We start from the raw sequence: 19,751 nt of genomic DNA, 5'->3' as shown, positions 1-19,751 counted from the left end.
CCGAAAGACCTCCGCCGAGTCGCCGCCACACTCAACCGCCGGCCCCGGCCCACCCTGAACCTGCAAACCCCAGCCAACCGGCTCAACGAACTGCTGCTGGCAGCCTAAACCCCAGCGTTGCCCCGACTACTTGACTCCGCCGCGCGCATAACGACAACAACTGCTAGCGACTTGGGCTTGCCCCCGAAAACGGAAGTTGCGAGCTTTCAGCCCCTAATCCAACCCCATCGCATTCCGCACCTCATCAAGGATGTGGTGCATGGCCGCCTCAGCGGCCTTGGCATCGCCCCCGGCAACAGCGGCGGCAACGTCTTCATGTGCCTGGAGTGCCTCCGGTCTCGGGCGGAAGGGCATCAAGCCCTGGCGGGTGCGGCTGGTGAGGACCTCGGCCACCATGCCCTCCAGCGCCATAAACATTTCATTGCCGCAGCTGTGTAACAGCAGCTGATGGTAAGCGATGTCCGCGGCAAGGAACCCCTCCAGGTCTCCGGCCTCACCCAGCCGCCGCAGCTCGGCCGCCAATCCCAAAAGCCTGTTTCGCTCAGCAGCACTAGCCCGCCGTGCCGCACCGGCGGCGGCAATAGGCTCAACCGCGATCCGCAGTTCCGTGAGACTGCTGTATTGCTCCGCGCGCCGTTCCGAAGCCAGCCGCCACCTCACCAGCTTGGGATCGAAGACGTTCCACAGCTCAGGATTCTGCACCACGATCCCCACCCGCCGGCGGGAGTAGACCAGGTTCATTGATTCCAGGACCCGCATGGTGTCGCGGGCGACTGTGCGGGAAATTCCGTAGTCCTGCTGCAGGTCGTCCAAGGTCAGGCGCTGGCCGGGGGGCATCGCGCCTGAGGCAATAGCCTCCCCCACTGCGTCAAGGACCCGTTGATGCAGGGCGGGGCCCGAACTGCCCGCTGGCGTTGTCCCGCTTTCGTCCTCTGTCGCCGTCGACATCCAAACCTCCCTGTAGGCACGCGAAGTGCACCTCCAGACTAACCGACCCAGAGGCGAAAGGTATGACTTGTGTTACATAAAGATAGTACCTATCGGTCAAAATGGTGCTATCTTATTTTTCACCGGCGGCCAGACAGCCCGCCAGCGCTTCACCCGAAGCCAACGACGTCTTCCACTGGAGATTGAACAATGAAGTGTCCTCCCACCCACCTTGTTGTCATGGGCGTTGCCGGAGCCGGCAAGTCCACCATTGCCGAAGAACTTTCGCATGCCCTTCACTGGGTCAAGGCTGAGGCGGACGAGTTCCATCCCGAAGCCAACATCAGCAAAATGAGCCAGGGCATCCCCCTGCAGGATGAGGACCGCTGGCCGTGGCTGCTGCAGATCCGCAACTGGATGACAACGCAGGCACAAGCAGGAAACAGCACTGTCCTGACCTGTTCGGCGCTTAAGGCCAGCTACCGCAGCCTGTTGGCTGAGGCGGAGGGCCGCGTCGCCTTCCTGCACCTCGACGGCGCTGCGGAACTCCTCGGGCAACGCATGCAAAACCGTGAGGGCCACTTCATGCCGACCACGCTCCTGCCCAGCCAGTTGGCCACCCTTGAGCCCCTGTCTGCAGACGAACTGGCCGGAGGAAGCCTTCGATTGGACATCTCCCGCTCTCCCGAACAACTCGTCGATGACATCATCAGCGCGCTGCAGCTGACTCGCGCCGCGCAGCCTCTCACCCCCGCCTGACCGGGCGTCACGCCAGACCGGCGCCGCTGCTTATCAGCATCACCCCTAACAAAACCTGTTTCAAAGGAGAACCATGACCATCGAAGGATGGACTCAAACGCTGGGAGCCGGACCGCTCCTGCTCATCGCGGCAGCGGCAATCGCTGTCCTGCTCTTCCTGATCATCCGGCTGCGCATGCACGCCCTGGTCGCCCTGATCCTGGTCAGCCTCGCCACCGCTTTCGCCACTGGCATTCCCACCAACCAGATCGTGCCGGTACTGGTTAATGGCTTCGGCACCACCCTGGGCACGGTGGCCCTGCTGGTCGGGCTGGGTGCGATGCTCGGTCGGATGGTGGAGATCAGCGGCGGGGCCAAGGTCCTGGCCGACTACCTGATCTGCGTGTTCGGTGAAAAGCGGGCGCCTTTCGCGCTCGGCCTCGCCTCGCTGATCTTCGGCTTCCCCATCTTTTTCGACGCCGGCCTTGTGGTCATGCTGCCCGTGGTCTTTGCTGTGGCGCACCGACTGGGTGGCGGGGTCCTCCGGTACGGCCTGCCCGCTGCCGGCGCGTTCTCCGTTATGCACATCTTCCTGCCGCCCCACCCGGGTCCGGTGTCGGCGTCGGCCTTCTTCGATGCCAATATCGGGCTGGTGCTGATCGTCGGCCTCCTGACCGCGATCCCTACCTAGTGCGCCGTGTCTTATGTTTGTTTGATGTTGGGCTTGGGATGATTGGGGCATGGCGAATCGTCCTGCTCCTGCCCTGGTGTTGCGTGAGGGTGATCGTGACCGACTGTCGTCTCTGGTGCGATCTTCCATGGGATCGGCGGGGTTGGCGCAGCGGGCGCGGATCGTATTGCTGGCTTCGGAGGGAGTGGCGAACTACCGGATCGCCGAGCTGGTGGGGGTCTCCCAGCCGACCGTGACCTCGTGGCGGGGACGGTATCAGGACCGTGGAATGGCCGGGCTCAGTGACGAGGCGCGCAGCGGCCGGCCCAGGGAGATTGATCGGAAGAAGATCATCGCCGCCACGCTGGCCCCGCCACCGAAAAAGCTCGGGGTGACCCATTGGTCCTCGCGGCTGCTGGCGGCGCACCTGAAGATTGATTTCGCCACCGTGGCCAGGGCGTGGCGGGAGGCCGGGGTGAAGCCGTGGCGCATGGAGACGTTCAAGTTCTCCACCGACCCGGAACTGGTGGCGAAGGTCACCGATGTGGTGGGCCTGTATCTGGCGCCGCCGGAGAACGCCGTCGTTCTTTGCGTTGATGAAAAAAGCCAGATCCAGGCACTGGACCGGACGGCGCCGATGCTTCCGATGCAACCCGGCCTGGCTGCCCGGCGCACGCACGACTATGTGCGGCATGGGACCTCAACGCTGTTCGCCGCGCTGGAGATCGCGACAGGCAAAGTTACCGCGGCAACCAAGCCCCGGCACCGGCATCAGGAGTTCTTGGCCTTCCTGAAGCAGGTCGCGAAAGCCTACCCAGGGCAGGAACTGCACCTGGTCATGGACAATTACGCGGCCCACAAAAAAGCCGAGGTCAGGCACTGGCTGGCCGCCAACCCGCGCATCCACACCCACTTCACCCCGACCTCCGGTTCATGGCTGAACCTGGTCGAGGTCTGGTTCGGCATCATCGAACGCCAGGCAATCCACCGCGGCACGTTCACCTCCGTCACCGACCTGAACCGGAAGATCCGGGCGTTCATCAACGGCTGGAATTCCCGGTCCACACCATTCGTATGGACCAAAACACCCGAGCAAATCCTCGCCAAAGCCAAACCAAAAACAACTAAAGACTCAGCCCACTAGTACGTCACTGCCTACCTCTACGGTCTGTATACCGGCAAGCGGCTGACCCTTCCCGTTCCGGAACTGCTGGGCCATGCAAGCGCTGAAGCCGAAGCGCACCCGCCCCGCTTCCGCACCATCATTGGCCTGCTGCTGCTGCCGCTCGTGCTGATCTTCGTCAACACCGGCCTCAACACGCTCGCAGCATCCGGCGTCCTGCCGGAATCCGCCCGCAATGAACTCTGGTTCCAGCTTCTCCGCACGCTCGGCGAAACCCCGGTGGCGCTACTCATCGCAGTGCTCGTGGCCGTCTTCGTCCTCGGATCGCGCCGGGGAGTGCACGGCGGAGCCATCGAGAAGCTGCTCGAATCCTCCCTTGGACCGGTCTGCTCGGTCATCCTGATCACCGGTGCCGGCGGTATGTTCGGAGGCGTCCTCCCTACCTCCGGCATTGGCTCCGCACTGGCCGACGTCCTTGGCAACCTGGGGATCCCGCTGATCGTGGCCGGCTTCCTGATCTCCGCCATTCTCCGCATCGCCCAAGGTTCCGCCACCGTCGCGCTGACCACTACGGCCGGCCTGATTGCCCCGGCCGTAGCAGCCGCCGGACTCAATGGCATGCAGATTGCTGCCCTGGTCATCGCAGTCGCCGCTGGTTCGGTGGTGGTGTCGCACGTGAACGACTCCGGGTTCTGGCTTGTTGGCCGATTCTTCGGAATGGACGTGAAGACCACGCTGCTCACCTGGACAGTGATGGAGACGCTGATCGGCGTCATGGGTTTCGCCATCGCCGCCATCATCTTCTGGCTCGCGGGGGTCGCCGGCTGACACGGGCTCCCAATTCGGCCCCATGCAAGCGGCTCTCGTTCGGGGCACAAATCCTCTGGCCCGGCCAATGTCTCCCCGCGATACTTTAAGCAACCTGCTGCGAGAGGGGAAGCCCATGGAGTCCTTGCCAGCCGCACCACGCCGTCGAAGGGGCCGCGTCCGCGCCCTTGCCGCCGGAGCCGCCGTCGTCATCCTGATGGCGACCGGCTGCACGGGCAATCCGGGTACGGCTCCCACTTCTCCAGGCGCCAGCCCGCCCCCGGGGCAGAACACCCAAAACAACCAGAACACCCAGGCTCCGCAGCCGCCCCAGGCCGCTGCGGACATTCCCGCCATCATCGAGAACGTCCAGCCGTCCGTTGTCACGGTGTTTACCCAGGACGGGGTGGGAAGCGGCGTGGTCTATGCCGCCGACGGATTGATCCTGACCAACGAACACGTCGTGCGCGGAAACTCCGACGTTGAGGTGGCGTTCGCCGACGGGCAGCGCGTGGCCGGGACAGTGCGTGCCACGGATCCGATCTCGGATCTAGCGCTGGTGGAAGCCCAGCGCACGGGCCTGCCAGCTGCGAAGTTCCAGACGGACCTGCCCCGTATTGGGGAACTGGCAGTTGTCATCGGGTCTCCGCTGGGATTCGAAAACACCGCGACATCGGGCATCATTTCCGGACTTCATCGGCAGATTCCCGGGTCAGCCGCGAGCAGCCAGTCACTGGTGGACCTGATCCAGACGGATGCCGCCATCAGCCCTGGCAATTCCGGCGGTGCGGTGGTGAACTCCCGCAGTGAAGTCATTGGAATCAGCGAGGCCTACATCCCGCCGCAGTCCGGCGCCGTGGCGCTCGGCTTCGCGATTCCTGCCGCGACGGCGGTTCGCGTGGCCGAGCAGTTGCTGGAGGACGGCACGGCCGATCACTCCTTTATCGGCCTCTCCCCCGCCGAAATCACGCCCCAGATTGCGGAGCAGCTGGGCCTTCCGAACACGGATGGCGTCTTGGCCATATCAGTGGTCCGGGGCGGCCCGGCGGCAGATGCCGGATTACGGCCCGGAGACGTGCTACTGGCGCTGGAGGGCGACAAGCTCGACGCCCCGGAGGACCTCTTGGCTGCGCTCCGGAACAAGACTCCCGGCCAGACAGTGACCCTCGAATATCGCAGGGGTGCGGACACCCAGGAGGCGAAAGTGGTGCTTGAGGCACGGCCGGCGACAGAAGGCTAAGCTCCCGCCGTCGGCCGCTGCCCCAAAAGCGGGGCCTACAGGCCGCCAGCCAGCTTGTAGTATGCCGCGTTCCAGGCCAGTTCCTTCTTGAACTGCTTGATGGTGGTGCCGTCATCAATGGTCAGCAGTTCGGTCTGGGCGATCTCGGCGAAGTCCTCGAACACGTCCATACCGACCTGGGTGGAAAGCACGGTGTGATGCGCTGCGCCGGCGGTCAGCCAGGCGGCGGCCGACGTCGCGAAGTCCGGCTTCGGGGACCAAAGTGCCCGCGCGACGGGCAGGTTAGGGAGCGGTTCGTCGAGGTCGACAACGTCCACGGCGTTGGCGACGAGGCGGAAGCGGTCGCGCATATCGGACAGGGCGACGACGACGCCGGGGCTCGCGTCGGTGTCGAAGACCATGCGGACGGGGTCTTCCTTGCCACCGATGCCCAGCGGGTGGATTTCCACGCGCGGCTTCTTTGCGGTCAGGGACGGGCAAACCTCGAGCATGTGCGCGCCCAGGATCTTCTCCTGGCCAGGAGTGAGGTGATAGGTGTAATCCTCCATGAGCGAGGCACCGCCGGGCAGGCCAGCACCCATCACCTTCGCTGCACGGACCAGGATGGCCGTCTTCCAGTCGCCTTCGGCGCCGAAACCGTACCCGTCGGCCATGAGCCGCTGGACAGCCATTCCGGGCAGCTGTCGCAGCTCACCCAGGTCTTCGAAGGACGTGGTGAAAGCAGCGGAGCCATTGGCTTCCAGGAAGGACCGCAGGCCGAGTTCGATCCGCGCGCTGTACCGCAGCGACTCGTGCCGGGCACCGCCGGCACGCAGTTCCGGCACCACCTCGTAGAGCCGCTCGTACTCGGCCACCAAGGCGTCGACGTCGGACTCCGCGGCGCCGTGGACGGCGTCGGCAAGTTCGTTCACGGACCAGGTGTTGACGGAGACGCCGAAGCGCAGCTCCGCTTCGGTCTTGTCGCCTTCGGTAACGGCGACGTTGCGCATGTTGTCGCCGAAACGGGTGAGCTTGAGGATGCGGACGGCGGCCCATCCAGCGGAGGCTCGCTGCCAGGCACCGACCTGGCGAGCGACCTCGGGGTTGGACACGTGCCCGACTACAGTCTTCCGCGGCACGCCGAGGCGAGACTGGATGTACCCGAATTCGCGGTCGCCATGGGCGGCCTGGTTCAGGTTCATGAAGTCGAAGTCGATGTCCGCCCAGGGCAGATCCCTGTTCGCCTGGGTGTGCAGGTGCAGCAGCGGCTTGCGGAGGATGTCCAGGCCCTGGATCCACATCTTCGCCGGGGAGAAGGTGTGCATCCAGGCGGTCACGCCGATGACGGCGTCGCTGGAGTTTGCCTCCAGGGCGGTGCGGCGAATGGCATCCGAATCCGTCAGGACGGGCTTCCAGACGAGCTTGACCGGCACCTCGGAGGATTCGTTCAGGGCTGCTGCAATCTCCTGCGACTGCGCGGCTACCTGCTTCAGGACATCCTCGCCGTAGAGGTGCTGGCTTCCGGTCAGGAACCAGACCTCATACTGCTCAAGGGACGTGCTGTTAGCGGCGGTGCTCATCGTTGTTCTCCTGGAAAGTTATCTGTCGGTGGCCACGACCAGGCGGTCAGGGCGTGGGATTTCGTGGTGTTGCCGCCTAGCGGCCGTAGACGTTCTGATAGCGGGCGTAGAGCGAATCAATCTGGTCCTTGCCGATGGGCAAAGGCTCGCCCAGCTGCCGGGAAATATGCACAGTGCGCGCCACTTCCTCACACATCACCGCGGCCTTGACCGCCGCGCGGGCATCCTTGCCAATGGTGAACGGGCCGTGGTTTTGCATCAGGACGGCCGGGGAGTTCGAGTTCTTCAGCGTCGCTACGATGCCCTGGCCGATCGAGTCGTCACCGATCAGCGCAAACGGGCCCACCGGAATCGGCCCGCCGAACTCGTCGCCCATCATGGTCAGCACGCAGGGGATCTCCTCGCCGCGGGCTGCCCAGGCCGTAGCGTAGGTGGAATGCGTGTGTACTACGCCGCCGACGTCGGGCATGTGCCGGTACACGTAGGCGTGGGCAGCAGTATCGGACGACGGCGTGAGGGCCGGGTTTTCCCACTCCACCAGGCCGGAACCTGTGGAAATACCCTTCACGGGACTTCCATACAGGTCAGTCACGACCATGAGGTCCGGGGTGAGTTCGTCGTAGGACACGCCGGACGGCTTGATGACCATGAGGTCATACTCGGGAATCCGGCCCGACACGTTGCCTGCCGTCCACACCACCAGCTGGTAGCGGGTCAGCTCGGCGTGCAGTTCGCAAACCTCGCGGCGCACCCGGGCGATGGTTTCGAGAAGGGCGCTCATGCGGATACTCCTTCTGCAACACGTTCCCCGGCATCGCTGTCGCCCGTGAGAGACCCGGCGGAGTTTTGGACGTTCCCCTGTGCGGACCGCTGGATGGCCTTGAGCCGGTGCATGACCTCGTTGGCCCCGCGGCCGAAGTAGTCGTGCAGCGTCCGGTATTCCTGGAAGAGGACGTCGTACGCGGCAACGTTTTCCGGGATCGGGACGTAGACCGCACCGGGTTCCGCCCCCATCGCTGAGGCCGCGGCCCGAATGTCCCGGTATTCGCCGGCGGCAACGGCGGCGTGGATGGCCGAGCCGAGGGCCGGGCCCTGTTCGGAACCGATCGTGGAGAGCGGCAGGCCGGTGACGTCGGCGTAGATCTGCATCAGCAGCTTGTTCTTCAGCAGTCCGCCGGCAACGATGAATTCCTCCACTGGGACGCCTGAGTCGCGGAAGGCCTCCACGATCATCCGGGTACCAAAGGCCGTGGCCTCCAGCAGGGCCCGGTAGGTGTCCTCCGGCCGGGTGGCGAGGGTTTGGCCCACGACGATCCCGGAGAGTTCATGGTCCACCAGCACGGAGCGGTTCCCTGAATGCCAGTCCAGCGCGATCAGCCCGTGCTCGCCGATGCCCTGTTTGGCGGCGAGTTCGGTGAGGTATTCATGGATACCAAGACCGGCAGCCTCGGCGGCTTGGTGGTAGGCGGGCGGGACACCGTTCTTGGTGAACCAGCCAAAGATATCCCCGACGCCGGACTGGCCGGCTTCGTAGCCCCAGAGCCCGTCCACGATGCCGCCGTCGACTACTCCGCACATGCCCGGGACTTCCCGCAGCACATCACCGTTCATCACATGGCAGGTGGAGGTGCCCATAATGGCCACCAGCTGGCTAGGTTCCACGGCCCGCGCTGCAGGCGCCGTGACATGCGCATCCACATTCCCAACGGCTACGGCGATTCCGGCCGGCAGCCCAGTCCAGGCGGCGGCCTCCTCGGTCAAAACGCCCGCAGACTCGGCGAGGCGCCCAATGCGGTGCGCGAGCTTGTCCGAGACAAACATCCGGAAGTCCGGGTTCAGGGCCGCCAGGAAGTCTTCCGAGGGGTAGTTCCCGTCCTGGTAGATGCCCTTGTAGCCGGCGGTGCAGGCGTTGCGAACGTACTCTCCGCACAGCTGCCACACGATCCAGTCAGCCGCCTCGACCCAGTGATCCATGGCGCTATACAGTTCGGGGTCTTCCTCCAGCAGCTGCAGGCCCTTGGCGAACTCCCATTCCGAGGAAATCAGCCCCCCGTAGCGCGGCAGCCAGGACTCCGCGCGCTCCGCGGCAAGCTCGTTGATCCGGTCCGCCTGGCCCTGGGCAGCATGATGCCGCCACAACTTCACATACGCATGGGGCCGATCGGCATACTGCGGAAGTTCGTTCAAAGGCGTACCGTCAGCCTTCACGGGCACCATGGTGCACGCCGTGAAATCAGTCGCAATACCCACCACTGTGGCGGGGTCGATCCCCGCGTCCGCCACTGCGGCCGGAACGGCACGACGCAGCACCTCACGATAGTCATTGGGCACCTGAAGTGCCCAGTCCCCCGGAAGACGTGTACCGCCGTCGCCTGCTACATCTGCAGGCAAAGCATCGGCTACCACCGCGTGGGGGTATTCGAATACCCCGCTGCCAAGTTCCGCCCCATCCGAAACGCGAACCACAACGGCCCGACCAGACAGGGTGCCGTAATCCACACCGATCACGTAGCGCTCAGTGTCACGGGTTGTGACGTCCATCGAATCCTCCAGTTGCTTTTGCCCTCCAAGGCCTAACTTTATTGTGAGCGCTAACATGCGACGTGTCAAGAAGTTAGCAGGGAACCCTGCACAATCCGGCGTCGCTCTCCGGAAGTAATCGGGAGAAGGGAGCCGTGCCGGGCGCCGACAGGCATTCCAGCGTCCTTCTGCCATTGCCATTTTCCGGAGCGCAGAGACTGTGCCTGGAACAGCTGATAGCCGCGGAGCCCGAATTCGTCAATGAGCAGGTACCAGCCCGGGCGGTCGAGTGCCGGTACGACGGCGGGGCCTTCGCCCCTGCGGAGCTCCGGCTTTCCGACGTCGACCGCTACTGAAGCATAGTCCTGGTCAAATATTGCCTTGCCCCGCTCGTGGAAGATGTGATTCCCAAGCTCCGGACTTCCCCCGGGAACGTGCGCGTTGGCTGAAAACCGGAACCAGGCATCTCCGTCCATGATGAGTGTGGCGTCAATGACGTCATGACCAGGATCCAGGTAAATGTTGGGCTCGGAGAAGGTGGAGAAATCCTTCGTCTCAGCCCACATCATGCGCTGGTGTTGGCCGGATTCGCGCTCCCCCTGGCCGTAGAGGGCGGAAGCCCAGAACACCAGCCACACACCCTTCTCCTCAGACCAGAACGCCTTCGGAGCCCACGTGTTGCCGGCCTCCGTACCCGAGATTTCTGCCAGCCGCCCCTCGGACCAGGTAACCAGGTCCTCTGACTCCCATACCAGGATGGACCGGCTGCCATGACGCACGGAGCGGTGCCAATCGCCGTCGGGCCAGATGCGCAGGTCTGTCGCCAGCAGCACAAGCCGGCCGCGGTTCTCATCACGGATGATGAAGGGATCCCGCACGCCACACTCCCCCACTTTGGAGATGAGGGCTGGCCCGCCTCCGTTCAGTTCAGTCCAGGACGTGGGGGCGGGGCCATTACTGACGGCAAAATAGACCTGCTCGCCCTTGGCATCCTGCTCGCCCTTGAAGTATGCGAACAGGTAGGCCTCATGCCCGGCCATTCAGCGGCCTCCTCAGCGGCTTCGAGGAGGGCCGCACTTTTTCCAGGAGGCCGTCGGGGCGATGGATCAGCGGATCAAAGATGATCTCCCGGTTGTAGCCGTTGCCTCCCGGAATCGCGAAACGGTGGTACGCGATGACCCATTCATCGCTGCCTGGAAGGCCGGTGATGGCATGATGGCCCGTGGCGAGGATGCCGCGCTCCACGTCCTTCTCGAGCAGCACTCCCTGGTCGGCCCATGGCCCCAGGGGCCCACTGCCTGTGGCGTAGCGGACGCGGTAGTCCGCTTCCCGGGTATCGTTTTCGGACCAGGACAGATAGTAGGTGGCGCCGCGGCGGTGCACCCAGGCGGCCTCCCGGAAGCCGTCCGGCACCCAGGACACCACGCTGCCGGGATCGAAGGACACCATGTCGGGGGCGAGTGGCACTCCATGGGCGAGGCCGTTGCCCCAGTAGAGGTAATAAATGCCGTCGTCGTCACGGAAAACGGAAGGATCGATCGCTGTGCCGCCGTAATCCCCGGCAGCCACCAAGGGTCGCCCGATATCCCGGAACGGTCCCGTCGGGGAATCGGCGACAGCAACCCCAATGTTGCCGTTGGCCGAGTAATAGAAGTAGTAGCTGCCGTCACGCTCAGCGATCGCAGGCGCCCAGGCCTTCTCTTCGGCCCAGGCCACGTCCACCCCCAGCTTCAGGATTTCACCATGGTTGGTCCATTCCACCAGGTCATCCGAGGACAGGACCGAGAATGACCTGGACGCCCAGCCTTCAAGGCCGTCAGTAGTGGGGTAGAGGTAGTAACGGCCGCCGAAGACGGCAAGGCTTGGGTCTGCGAAAAGCCCGCCCAAGGGGGACGGGGTTGGGGATTGGTTCACGGGGCACCTGTTCGATCGCTGCTTTAGCCCACCGCGTCATGGGGACTTATAGAATCGTGAACGTTCACGATCCCCTCCGTCAAGTCCCTTGCTCCTAACGACGCTGGAACAGGACCCTGGAAAGGGGGCTGGAACAGGAGGGCTAGAAAAGGCCCAGGCTGCGGACGGCCGCAAGGACGTCCTGGATCGAGACTGCGAGGAGCGCCGGATCGGGATCCTTGGCAAAAGTGTCTCCCCTGCGCAGCTCAGGGCGGGTCAGCACCAGATGCGGACCCGGCGGCGGTCCCCAGATCTCAGGAGGGGCCGGCCCGAAGAGCACAACCGATGGCGTGCCATAGGCGGAGGCCAGGTGTGCCGCGCCTGTGTCGGCAGAAACCACAAGCCTGGCGGCGGCGATCGTTGCCGCAAACTCATTCAGGCTCAGGCTTCCTGCCAGGACGGCCGTGGCCGGAAGGCCCGCCCGCAGGCAGACATCAAGGGCGCGTTCGCGTTCCCCCGCACCGCCCGTAAAGATGACGTGGTGGCACGACTCGGCAAGGCGGGAAGCGACGGCGGCAAAACGGTCCGCGGGCCAAAGCCGGCTGCCGTAGGCAGCACCCACATGCAGTACTGTTGCTGCCGGAAACGGGCTGGGCACGGGCGGAAGGCTCAGCCGGAAATCCAGCGGATCCGCCTCGATTCCATGCCACTCAAGCAGCCGAACCCACCTTTCCCGCTCATGCAGTTCGGGCCGCCAAGGCGGCCCGTCGCGATATTGGCTGCTATGGCCGATGGTGAGGCGTGCCCGCACGGCTTCAATCCGCTCCTGGCTCTCCGGCCCGCTGCCATGGAGGTTAACGGCCACGTCCACAGTGCCGGGTTCAACAGCCAATGGCTCGTCCAGGCCGTGCGTAGGCAGCAGTTCAAAGCCGCCAACAAGGCCCAAGGCTTCGGAGAGCCACCCTTGCGCCGCATACCTAAGCCGATGCTCGGGGTGGGCACGGCGAAGGGCGTGCAGCGCAGGTACCGCTACCAGCAAATCACCCAGTTTGAGCGCCCGTAATACCAGCAGGTCCGGCTTGCCGTCCTGGACCGGCTTGTCTTCCTCGACAGCCTTGCCTTCCTGGGCCGCCTTGCCTTCCGATCCACCACTCTGTTCCAATCCGCGCCTTTCTGTGAACCGCTAGGCACCTTCAACAAGGGGGCCCTCAACAAGGGGACTCGTGGCGGCCAGGCTCCGGACGTCCTCGTGGACATCCCGCACAGCGATCTCCGCCACCACGGAATCATCATGCGGACAGCGGGGAGCCGTCCATCCCACCTGGGTGACGTCTATGCCGCAGCTCGGACACCTGGTCACCCACGAAGCGTGGACGCGGTGAAGACTCCTGCCCAGGGCGCCGGCGTTGATCACGTTGCCCACCCAGAAGATGCCTACGGTAGGGATTCCGAGAGCCTGGGCAAGGTGTCGGGGACCGCTGTCGTTCCCGACCATCACCGCGCTTCGCGCCAGCACTGCCACCAGACCGGCCATATCCAGCTCGCCAGCCAGGGAACGGATGGGCGCACCAGCCAGCTCCACAACCCGCTTGGCCAGGTGCCGCTCACTCTTGTCGCCAATAACTACCACTTGGCAGCCATCGGCGGCGCACGCCGTCGCCAGCTCAGCGAAGCGTTCGGCGGGCCAGCGGCGACGCGGGTCGCTGGCCCCCGGATGTAAGACAACCAGCGGCTGGGACCGGCTGTCCCCTAAATCTTCAAGCACAAGGCCTGCGGGCAAGGCGTCCGGGCCAACTGCCGGCGCAAGACGGGCTTCCAGGTCAACCGGGAAGGCACCTGCAAATCCGGCCACTTCCACTGAACGCAGGGGCTCGTATTGGTAGTAGAGATAAGGAACAGTCCGCTCCAGGCTTGCTGCATCCGCTGTCCGCGTTCCAACGGTGTGGCGGGCCCCCAGGCGAAGGAGGAAGGGATTCGAGTAACGCCCTCCCCCATGCAACTGGACAGCAAGGTCGAAGTCCTGCTCACGCATCTCCGCGAAAAACGCCTCCAGCTCATCCTGGTCCTCATCGCCAGGCCGCACGCCCTCGGAGAAAGGCAGGATGCGCACCTCGTCTGCGGGACTCTTCGTCGCGGCGAGGAGTTGCTGATGAGCAGGCATGCCGAGCAGGGTCAGCGTTGCGTCTGGGTAGGCGGCCTTGAGGGCGGCCATGGCCGGGATCGCGTAGATCAGGTCTCCGAGGCCGCCGCCGCGGAGAACGGCAATCCGGGAGACGCCGTCGAACTTTTCCAGGACGGGCCCGACGCCCATACCGACGACGCTCGAACCGCCGAATTCTGCCGTCAACCGCTCCACTGGGACCCCCTTCGGTCAGGCGCCTCATCCAAAGCGCCTTGCTGCCGTCTCCTGCGCTGCCTGTGCAGCCACAATACGGTGATTCCGGCGAAGGAGGCTACCTCCCCGCCCCGGATCGCGGCCGACCATCTGCCTCTGGAATCGCGAAGCCCTCAAGCGTAGCGTCGATTAAATCAATGAAGACTGCGGCGACAGTCGGATCGGCCACCGTTTCCGGCCCCGTTGCCGCGCCATTTCCCAATCCGTTGGAGGGACCCAAGATGGCGGGATGGAATGCTGATACAGCCGCAGGATCGATGGGGACCGGTGCGGTAACTCTGGTGGAGGGTTCGTCGTTCTGCATCTCTATGCAGAACGGGGACATCCATCCTGAACATCCCCATGGTGCTTTCCACCTCGACACCCGCATCCTTTCCGGCTGGATCCTCACGATTAACGGCCATCAGCTCGAGCCGTTGGCGGCGGAGACGAAGGAACCGTACAGGGCCCTGTTTGCCGGCCGCATTCCTCACGCCGAGGGCTATGCGGACAGCCCGCTGATCGTGGAGCGGCTCCGCGAAGTGGGGGCTGGCATCCAGGAACAGGTCACCATCCGCAATTACTCCCTGGACCCGGCCGAATGTTTGATCTCCCTGCGGGTTGAGGCAGATTTTGCGGATCTCTTCGAAGTGAAGGAGGTCCGGATCCAGCGGCGTTGGAAACAAACCCGGCAAGTGGAGGGTGATTCGTTGACTCTCCGGGCGGTTTGGCAGGATGTCCGGAAGGGCATTCGTGTCCAAGCCCCTGGGGCAGAGGTCACCGAGGAAGAGTTGACATACCGTGTGTCTGTCGCGCCACATGGCCAGTGGAGCACTGTCCTCACCGTGGTTCCCACCACCGAGGCGCCCAGCCCTCCCCCGCCGTCGTTCGTCCATCCTGACGCAGACGAATTGTCTCCCCGGGATCGGCGGCGGCAGGAATGGGTGGCCAAGATTCCGGTGGTGCACATGGGAAACCGCTCCATCGAACGAACCCTGCGGCGCAGCTACGACGACCTGGGCGCGCTTCGCATCGAGGATCCGAATCACCCCGACCGCGTAGTGGTGGCCGCTGGCGCCCCCTGGTTCATGACCCTGTTCGGCCGCGACTCCCTGTGGGCTTCGATAATGGCTATGCCGGTGGATCCGTCCCTGGCTCTGGGCACCTTGCAGACCTTGGGGGACCGCCAGGGCAGTGTGGTGGACCAGATGAGCGAGGAGGAGCCGGGCAAGATCCTGCACGAGGTCAGGCTCGATGTCTCCAGCGGGTTGTCCCTGGGCGGCAAATCCATCTACTACGGCAGTGTGGACGCCACGCCACTGTTTGTGATTGTTCTTGCCTCGGTTAGCCGCTGGGGATTCGCGGCGGACACCATCGCTGCCTTATTGCCTCATGCGGACCGTGCACTGGAGTGGATACGTGATTATGGAGACAGGGACGGCGACGGGTTCGTCGAGTATGAGCGACTCAACGAACGGGGACTGTTCAACCAAGGCTGGAAGGACTCCTGGGACGGGATCAATTTTGCCGACGGTCGGATAGCCGAGGCGCCTATCGCCCTCTGCGAGGTGCAGGCTTACGTTTACGACGCGTACAACGCGCGCGCATGGATGGCATACGACGCCGGTGATACGGCTCTTGCTGCCGAACTTGCTGATCGCGCGGCGCAGCTGAAGAAACGGTTCAATGAAGAGTTCTGGATGCCTGATCGCGGCTACTACGCCGTCGCCCTTGATGGCAAGAAGCGGCAGGTGGATGCATGTGCTTCCAACATGGGGCAATGCCTGTGGCTCGGCATTGTGGATGAGGACAAGGCGCCGCAGGTAGTTGAACGCCTGATGTCCCCGGAGATGTTCAGCGGCTGGGGCGTACGAACCCTTGCTAGCGACATGGGTGCCTACAACCCCGCCAGTTACCACAACGGATCAGTCTGGCCGCACGACAATGCAATTATCCAGGCCGGGCTGCTGCGCTACGGCTTTGTGGCAGAGGCACAGCGTATCTCCACTGCCCTGCTGGAGGCAGCGGAGCACTCAGGCGGCCGACTCCCTGAACTGTTCTGCGGCTTCAACCGGGACCATTTCGCCGAGCCCGTGCCCTACCCAACGGCGTGCTCGCCCCAGGCCTGGGCAGCCACCACACCCATCCTGCTGCTGACCAGCCTCCTGCGGTACGACGCCCACGTTTCCCGGGGTGGGCTATGGATGGATCCCGTACTGCCGGAGTCCTACGGCGACCTGCACATCACTAACGCCCCCATGGCTGGCGGCCGGATCAGCATCCAGGTCACCAATTCCGTTCCAATGGTGGAGGGCCTTCCCGAAGGGATGGTGTTCCGCCAGGGGCACCGGCCGTGGCTCGCCGAACTCGTGGAGGAAGCCGGCCGGAGCCGAAAGGCCTAGTGCATGCTTTCCTGATCGCGGTGGGCGGCAGGTTCGATCTGGAAGGTCGAGTGTTCCACGCTGACGTCAAAGTGCTCGGCCACACAGCGCTGCAGGTCGGCGAGAATCGTTGCAGCGTGTCCATCCCTCATGCAGCCGTCCTGGACGGTGACATGGGCCGAGAGGATCGGCGTTCCGGAGGCGACGAGGGAGGCATGCAGGTCGTGGACATCAATGACGTGCGGCAGGGCAAGGATGTGTTCCCGGACCTTGGCCATGTCCAGCCCCTGCGGAGCATTTTCCATAAGCACGTTGACTGTGTCGCGGAGCAGCCTGAGCGTGCGGGGGATTATCAGCGCCCCGATGAGCAGGGAGACGACGGCGTCAGCCTGCACCCAGCCCGTGAGGGAGATGATGATCGCGGCCGCGATCACGGCGGCCGAGCCCAGGGCATCGTTCAGCACCTCGAGGAAGGCGGCCTTCATGTTGAAATTATGGTGCCGCCCCGAGGCCAGAATGATCAGGGCAACCGCGTTGCCTGCCAGCCCGATTATCCCGAACCACAGCATCGCGGATCCGCCGATCTCGGGTGGCTCGATGAGCCTTCGGACCCCTTCGATGATGACGAATCCGCCCACGCCCAGCAGGAGGGCGGCCTGTCCGGCAGCGGCAACGATTTCCGCGCGCTGATAACCCCACGTCCGTTTGGCGGTGGCCGGTTTCAGTGCGAGGGAGGCCGCGATCAGGGCAATCAGCAGCCCTGCAGCGTCCGTGAACATGTGGCCGGCATCGGCCAGGAGCGCGAGGCTCCCGGTAAGAAGCGATCCCACGATTTCCGCCACCATGACCACTGCCGTGATGCACAAGACAGCAATGAGTTTCCCGCGCTGCGCCGCTGCGTCACCGCCATGGCCGTGTCCGTGGTCGTGTCCGCTCATGCGTTCCTCCCGGGAACCCGTACGGCAACAGGTTGACGTCCCATGAACCTAAAGTACAGCCGAGCGGGGATCAGTGCATTATCTGCGCCGGGCCGGCAGCAGTTAACCTACGCTGGCGGGGCGGTGCTCTCCCGCACCACGATTTTTGGCTCCACAACAGTGGTACTGGTTCCAGAGCCGTCCTCCAGCAGCCCAAGCATCAGGTCCATGCAGCGGCGCCCGAGCTCTTCGAAGTCCTGGCGGATCGTGGTGAGTGGAGGCGTGAAGTAGCCCGCCTCAGGCTGGTCATCGAAACCAACCACAGAGACGTCCTGCGGGACGCGAACCCCGGCCTCGCCGAAGGCCCGCAGCAGCCCCAGGGCCATCTGGTCGTTGCCCACGAAGATGGCCGTAGAGGAACGCTTGATGGCAAGTTTCTTGCCGATGCTGTAGCCGCTGCCGGCGCTCCAGTCGCCTTCGATGAACAGATCGGCGGGCAAGCCGGCTTCGCCGAGGGCTTCGCGCCAGCCTTCAGCGCGGACGGCGCCGTCGGTCCAATCCTGGGGGCCGGCAATATGGCCGATACGCTTGTGGCCCTGTTCAATCAGATGGGCGACGGCCAGCCGCGCGCCGAGCTTCTGGTCCACCATGGCCCCGCTGAAGCGACCCTCACCACTTGACCCGACAACCACAACGGGCAGGTCAAGTTTCAGTGCATCCAGGGCCTGCAGGGTTTCCGCGTGCGGCACAAGCGCCACAATTCCGTCCACGCCCTGGTCCATGAAGTGGTGTACTGCGTCTCCAAGGGATTCGGGGCCGCCATCCTTAAGGGCGGCGATGCTGACGAAATACCCGGCCTCCCGGGCTGCCTGCTGGACGCCGAGGAGTGTGTTCGCCGGACCGTACTGCGGGAGTTCGCTGCCAAGGACGCCGATGGTCTGCGAGCGCCGCGTTACGAGCGACCTCGCGGCGATGTTCCTCCGGTAGCCGAGCTCCGCGATGACAGCCTCGACACGTTCACGGGTCTTGCTGCTGACGTTGGGATGGTTGTTGACGACCCGCGAAACGGTCTGGTGCGACACACCTGCCCGTTCCGCGACGTCTTCCAGCCTTGGCAAACGCCGTCCACTGTTGCTCACCACCCGATCAACCTCTCCCTAGCCCAAATCCTGCCTGCCAACATCCTATGGCCGTAGGGAAAAGATCCCGTCAGCGGTAGGGCCTGGAGATTCGTTCGCCCACCTGGTGACCAAGGCTAGTAAGCAGGCTTACCATTAAAAGGCGTCGCGGAACCTTCCAAGAGCCTCCGAAGTGGGCAGCCTCCATGGGGGAGGCCCCGGACGCAGACGGCGGCGGTTCGTCCCTGATATGGTGCCGGACCGCCGCCGGCCGCGTACACAAAACGCCGCATGCGCATCAAGACAAGGAAGCCCGGCAGGGAGCGCAAAAGAAAAGCAGGCCAGAAGCCACGTGCTCCTGACCTGCGTAAGGGTGGGCCCTGTGGGATTCGAACCCACGACCCGCGGATTAAAAGTCCGATGCTCTACCAACTGAGCTAAAGGCCCCTGCATCCATTTCTGGACGTTAGATACTCTACCGCAATGCCGGGAGTGTTCCGGAACGAGAGTACGGGCCCAGCAGTCGGCAGCCGCGTCGCGCAGAAGGACCGTCGGATTTGGGCCGGAAACCCGTACTCGACCACCATCATGCTCAGGAGTAGCGTGGGTGCCATGAGCGAGCAAGCAGGATTCAGCGCTAAGGGCGGAGCACCGCGGCACCATAAGCCGAAGCCCTTCGCGCCCATCGATTTTGAACCGTTCGCCGGGGGTGCGGACCCCGCCCGGGTCTCTGAGGCCGCCCACTTGGCTGCCCAGGCGCTAGTGCGCCGGGGCCGGGACAGTGACGATCCCAAGGTCACCCGCAGGCTCGTCAAGCTGGCGGACGAACAGGGCCTGGACGCCATCGCCGAAATGTGGGCGGAAAGCCCTGCACGTTCATTGCCCGGTGCCCTGTGGCGCCTCTACGCGATTCGCGCCGCCACGGTGCAGGACCCCGAGCGCATTTCCTTGTACTTCAAGGCCGGCCGTGACACGGCCCAGGTGTCCAATGTGGTGGCGGGAGCCGCAGAGCCGCCCGGGGCGGAGGAAATGAAGACCATGGCTGACGCCATCCTCTCCGGGGCCTTCGACGGCGACTTCGACGTCGCGCTGGAACGATCCGCCGCTTTCTGCCGGGTCGTTGCGCTGGGACAGGCCACCTTGGCAGACGGTGCCGAGCACTCCAACGAGCGCCATGCGAGCAAATTGACCCGGAGTTCGCATCTGTTGGTGAAGACCGCAGAGGACCTCGAGCATGCGGCCAATGCCTGGCGGCTGGGTGAGCTGGACTAGCCTGACCGAGAGCAAAACGACTGCCACTTGCGGGCTTGTCTGTCAATGTTGACTTAGCTCCAGCTCCGTAGAACACTGAAACTGGTGTCGAACCGCGAAACCCCCGGGCTTCAACTTACAGCCGCTTCGAGCGGCCTACCGCCGAGAGGCGTATCCGGTTCGGCACCATTTTTATGCGCCCAGCCAGCTTCATCAGCCACGCTAAACTGATG

15 protein-coding genes, 1 tRNA gene and 2 pseudogenes are annotated in these 19,751 nt (G+C 64.2%); 7 read left to right on the top strand and 11 right to left on the bottom strand.

The window, feature by feature from the left end:
• Positions 1 to 213 precede the first annotated feature (213 nt).
• Positions 214 to 948 (bottom strand): FadR/GntR family transcriptional regulator, encoded by a 735-nt coding sequence (locus J7E82_RS00270; protein WP_214859195.1) that lies wholly within the window; start codon positions 946 to 948, stop codon positions 214 to 216.
• A 189-nt stretch (positions 949 to 1,137) separates the two neighbouring features.
• Between J7E82_RS00270 and J7E82_RS00265 the strand changes: the two genes are divergently transcribed.
• The 5 genes and pseudogenes from J7E82_RS00265 to J7E82_RS00245 all read left to right on the top strand — a co-directional run bounded on the left by J7E82_RS00265 (position 1,138) and on the right by J7E82_RS00245 (position 5,505).
• Complete coding sequence (locus J7E82_RS00265; RefSeq protein WP_214859193.1) at positions 1,138 to 1,686, top strand: gluconokinase; 549 nt, start codon at positions 1,138 to 1,140, stop codon at positions 1,684 to 1,686.
• Positions 1,687 to 1,759: 73 nt separating this feature from the next.
• Positions 1,760 to 2,353, top strand: a pseudogene (locus J7E82_RS00260) (GntP family permease); the annotation flags it as partial.
• A 52-nt stretch (positions 2,354 to 2,405) separates the two neighbouring features.
• Entirely contained in the window at positions 2,406 to 3,479 is a 1,074-nt protein-coding gene (locus J7E82_RS00255; protein ID WP_374223568.1) for an IS630 family transposase, read from the top strand.
• A pseudogene (locus J7E82_RS00250) lies at positions 3,480 to 4,286 on the top strand (GntP family permease); the annotation flags it as partial. It lies immediately after the preceding gene.
• Positions 4,287 to 4,401: 115 nt separating this feature from the next.
• Positions 4,402 to 5,505 (top strand): S1C family serine protease, encoded by a 1,104-nt coding sequence (locus J7E82_RS00245; RefSeq protein WP_251041240.1) that lies wholly within the window; start codon positions 4,402 to 4,404, stop codon positions 5,503 to 5,505.
• Positions 5,506 to 5,540: 35 nt separating this feature from the next.
• Here J7E82_RS00245 and araA read toward each other — a convergent pair whose 3' ends face one another.
• From araA to J7E82_RS00210, 7 genes are all read right to left on the bottom strand, one after another.
• A complete protein-coding gene (gene araA / locus J7E82_RS00240) occupies positions 5,541 to 7,064 on the bottom strand; it encodes an L-arabinose isomerase (RefSeq protein ID WP_214859191.1) in 1,524 nt (507 codons plus the stop codon).
• A gap of 76 nt (positions 7,065 to 7,140) precedes the next feature.
• Positions 7,141 to 7,845 (bottom strand): L-ribulose-5-phosphate 4-epimerase, encoded by a 705-nt coding sequence (locus tag J7E82_RS00235; protein ID WP_214859189.1) that lies wholly within the window; start codon positions 7,843 to 7,845, stop codon positions 7,141 to 7,143.
• Positions 7,842 to 9,605: a ribulokinase gene (gene araB / locus J7E82_RS00230; RefSeq protein WP_214859187.1), complete on the bottom strand. Its 1,764-nt coding sequence runs from the start codon at positions 9,603 to 9,605 to the stop codon at positions 7,842 to 7,844. The genes J7E82_RS00235 and araB overlap by 4 nt, the downstream gene beginning before the upstream one ends.
• Positions 9,606 to 9,670: 65 nt before the next feature.
• The gene (locus J7E82_RS00225) at positions 9,671 to 10,624 is read right to left on the bottom strand and encodes a glycoside hydrolase family 43 protein (protein ID WP_214859185.1); all 954 of its coding nucleotides are present in this window, start codon (positions 10,622 to 10,624) and stop codon (positions 9,671 to 9,673) included.
• The gene (locus J7E82_RS00220) at positions 10,611 to 11,498 is read right to left on the bottom strand and encodes a family 43 glycosylhydrolase (protein WP_214859183.1); all 888 of its coding nucleotides are present in this window, start codon (positions 11,496 to 11,498) and stop codon (positions 10,611 to 10,613) included. The genes J7E82_RS00225 and J7E82_RS00220 overlap by 14 nt, the downstream gene beginning before the upstream one ends.
• 142 nt (positions 11,499 to 11,640) lie before the next feature.
• Positions 11,641 to 12,639 carry a glycosyltransferase family 9 protein gene (locus tag J7E82_RS00215; protein ID WP_214859181.1) on the bottom strand — a complete coding sequence of 333 codons (999 nt, stop codon included), beginning with the start codon at positions 12,637 to 12,639 and terminating at the stop codon, positions 11,641 to 11,643.
• Positions 12,640 to 12,660: 21 nt separating this feature from the next.
• Complete coding sequence (locus tag J7E82_RS00210; RefSeq protein ID WP_308113494.1) at positions 12,661 to 13,833, bottom strand: glycosyltransferase family 9 protein; 1,173 nt, start codon at positions 13,831 to 13,833, stop codon at positions 12,661 to 12,663.
• Positions 13,834 to 14,093: 260 nt separating this feature from the next.
• On the opposite strand from J7E82_RS00210, the gene J7E82_RS00205 reads away from it, so the two are divergent.
• Complete coding sequence (locus J7E82_RS00205; RefSeq protein WP_214859207.1) at positions 14,094 to 16,253, top strand: glycogen debranching N-terminal domain-containing protein; 2,160 nt, start codon at positions 14,094 to 14,096, stop codon at positions 16,251 to 16,253.
• Here the strand turns inward: J7E82_RS00205 and J7E82_RS00200 are convergent.
• The 3 genes from J7E82_RS00200 to J7E82_RS00190 form a co-directional block, all read right to left on the bottom strand.
• The gene (locus J7E82_RS00200; protein WP_214859179.1) at positions 16,250 to 17,170 is read right to left on the bottom strand and encodes a cation diffusion facilitator family transporter; all 921 of its coding nucleotides are present in this window, start codon (positions 17,168 to 17,170) and stop codon (positions 16,250 to 16,252) included. The genes J7E82_RS00205 and J7E82_RS00200 overlap by 4 nt on opposite strands.
• A 107-nt stretch (positions 17,171 to 17,277) precedes the next feature.
• A complete protein-coding gene (locus tag J7E82_RS00195) occupies positions 17,278 to 18,288 on the bottom strand; it encodes a LacI family DNA-binding transcriptional regulator (protein WP_308113493.1) in 1,011 nt (336 codons plus the stop codon).
• Between the two features lie 353 nt (positions 18,289 to 18,641).
• Positions 18,642 to 18,714, bottom strand: a tRNA-Lys gene (locus J7E82_RS00190).
• Positions 18,715 to 18,879: 165 nt separating this feature from the next.
• On the opposite strand from J7E82_RS00190, the gene J7E82_RS00185 reads away from it, so the two are divergent.
• Positions 18,880 to 19,539, top strand: coding sequence for a hypothetical protein (locus tag J7E82_RS00185; protein ID WP_214859177.1), 660 nt, complete (start codon positions 18,880 to 18,882; stop codon positions 19,537 to 19,539).
• The last annotated feature ends 212 nt before the right edge of the window (positions 19,540 to 19,751 follow it).

Source organism: Arthrobacter sp. ISL-30, from assembly GCF_018613855.1.
GTDB lineage: Bacteria > Actinomycetota > Actinomycetes > Actinomycetales > Micrococcaceae > Arthrobacter.
Note: the sequence above shows the minus strand (reverse complement) of the source record. Positions and strands in the feature narration are given on the sequence as shown.

What these genes read in the sequence shown, in the direction of transcription:
- J7E82_RS00270 (WP_214859195.1), bottom strand. Translation starts at nt 948, where the DNA reads ATGTCGACGGCGACAGAGGACGAAAGCGGGACAACGCCAGCGGGCAGT.
- J7E82_RS00265 (WP_214859193.1), top strand. Translation starts at nt 1,138, where the DNA reads ATGAAGTGTCCTCCCACCCACCTTGTTGTCATGGGCGTTGCCGGAGCC.
- J7E82_RS00255 (WP_374223568.1), top strand. Translation starts at nt 2,406, where the DNA reads ATGGCGAATCGTCCTGCTCCTGCCCTGGTGTTGCGTGAGGGTGATCGT.
- J7E82_RS00245 (WP_251041240.1), top strand. Translation starts at nt 4,402, where the DNA reads ATGGAGTCCTTGCCAGCCGCACCACGCCGTCGAAGGGGCCGCGTCCGC.
- araA (WP_214859191.1), bottom strand. Translation starts at nt 7,064, where the DNA reads ATGAGCACCGCCGCTAACAGCACGTCCCTTGAGCAGTATGAGGTCTGG.
- J7E82_RS00235 (WP_214859189.1), bottom strand. Translation starts at nt 7,845, where the DNA reads ATGAGCGCCCTTCTCGAAACCATCGCCCGGGTGCGCCGCGAGGTTTGC.
- araB (WP_214859187.1), bottom strand. Translation starts at nt 9,605, where the DNA reads ATGGACGTCACAACCCGTGACACTGAGCGCTACGTGATCGGTGTGGAT.
- J7E82_RS00225 (WP_214859185.1), bottom strand. Translation starts at nt 10,624, where the DNA reads ATGGCCGGGCATGAGGCCTACCTGTTCGCATACTTCAAGGGCGAGCAG.
- J7E82_RS00205 (WP_214859207.1), top strand. Translation starts at nt 14,094, where the DNA reads ATGGCGGGATGGAATGCTGATACAGCCGCAGGATCGATGGGGACCGGT.
- J7E82_RS00200 (WP_214859179.1), bottom strand. Translation starts at nt 17,170, where the DNA reads ATGAGCGGACACGACCACGGACACGGCCATGGCGGTGACGCAGCGGCG.
- J7E82_RS00185 (WP_214859177.1), top strand. Translation starts at nt 18,880, where the DNA reads ATGAGCGAGCAAGCAGGATTCAGCGCTAAGGGCGGAGCACCGCGGCAC.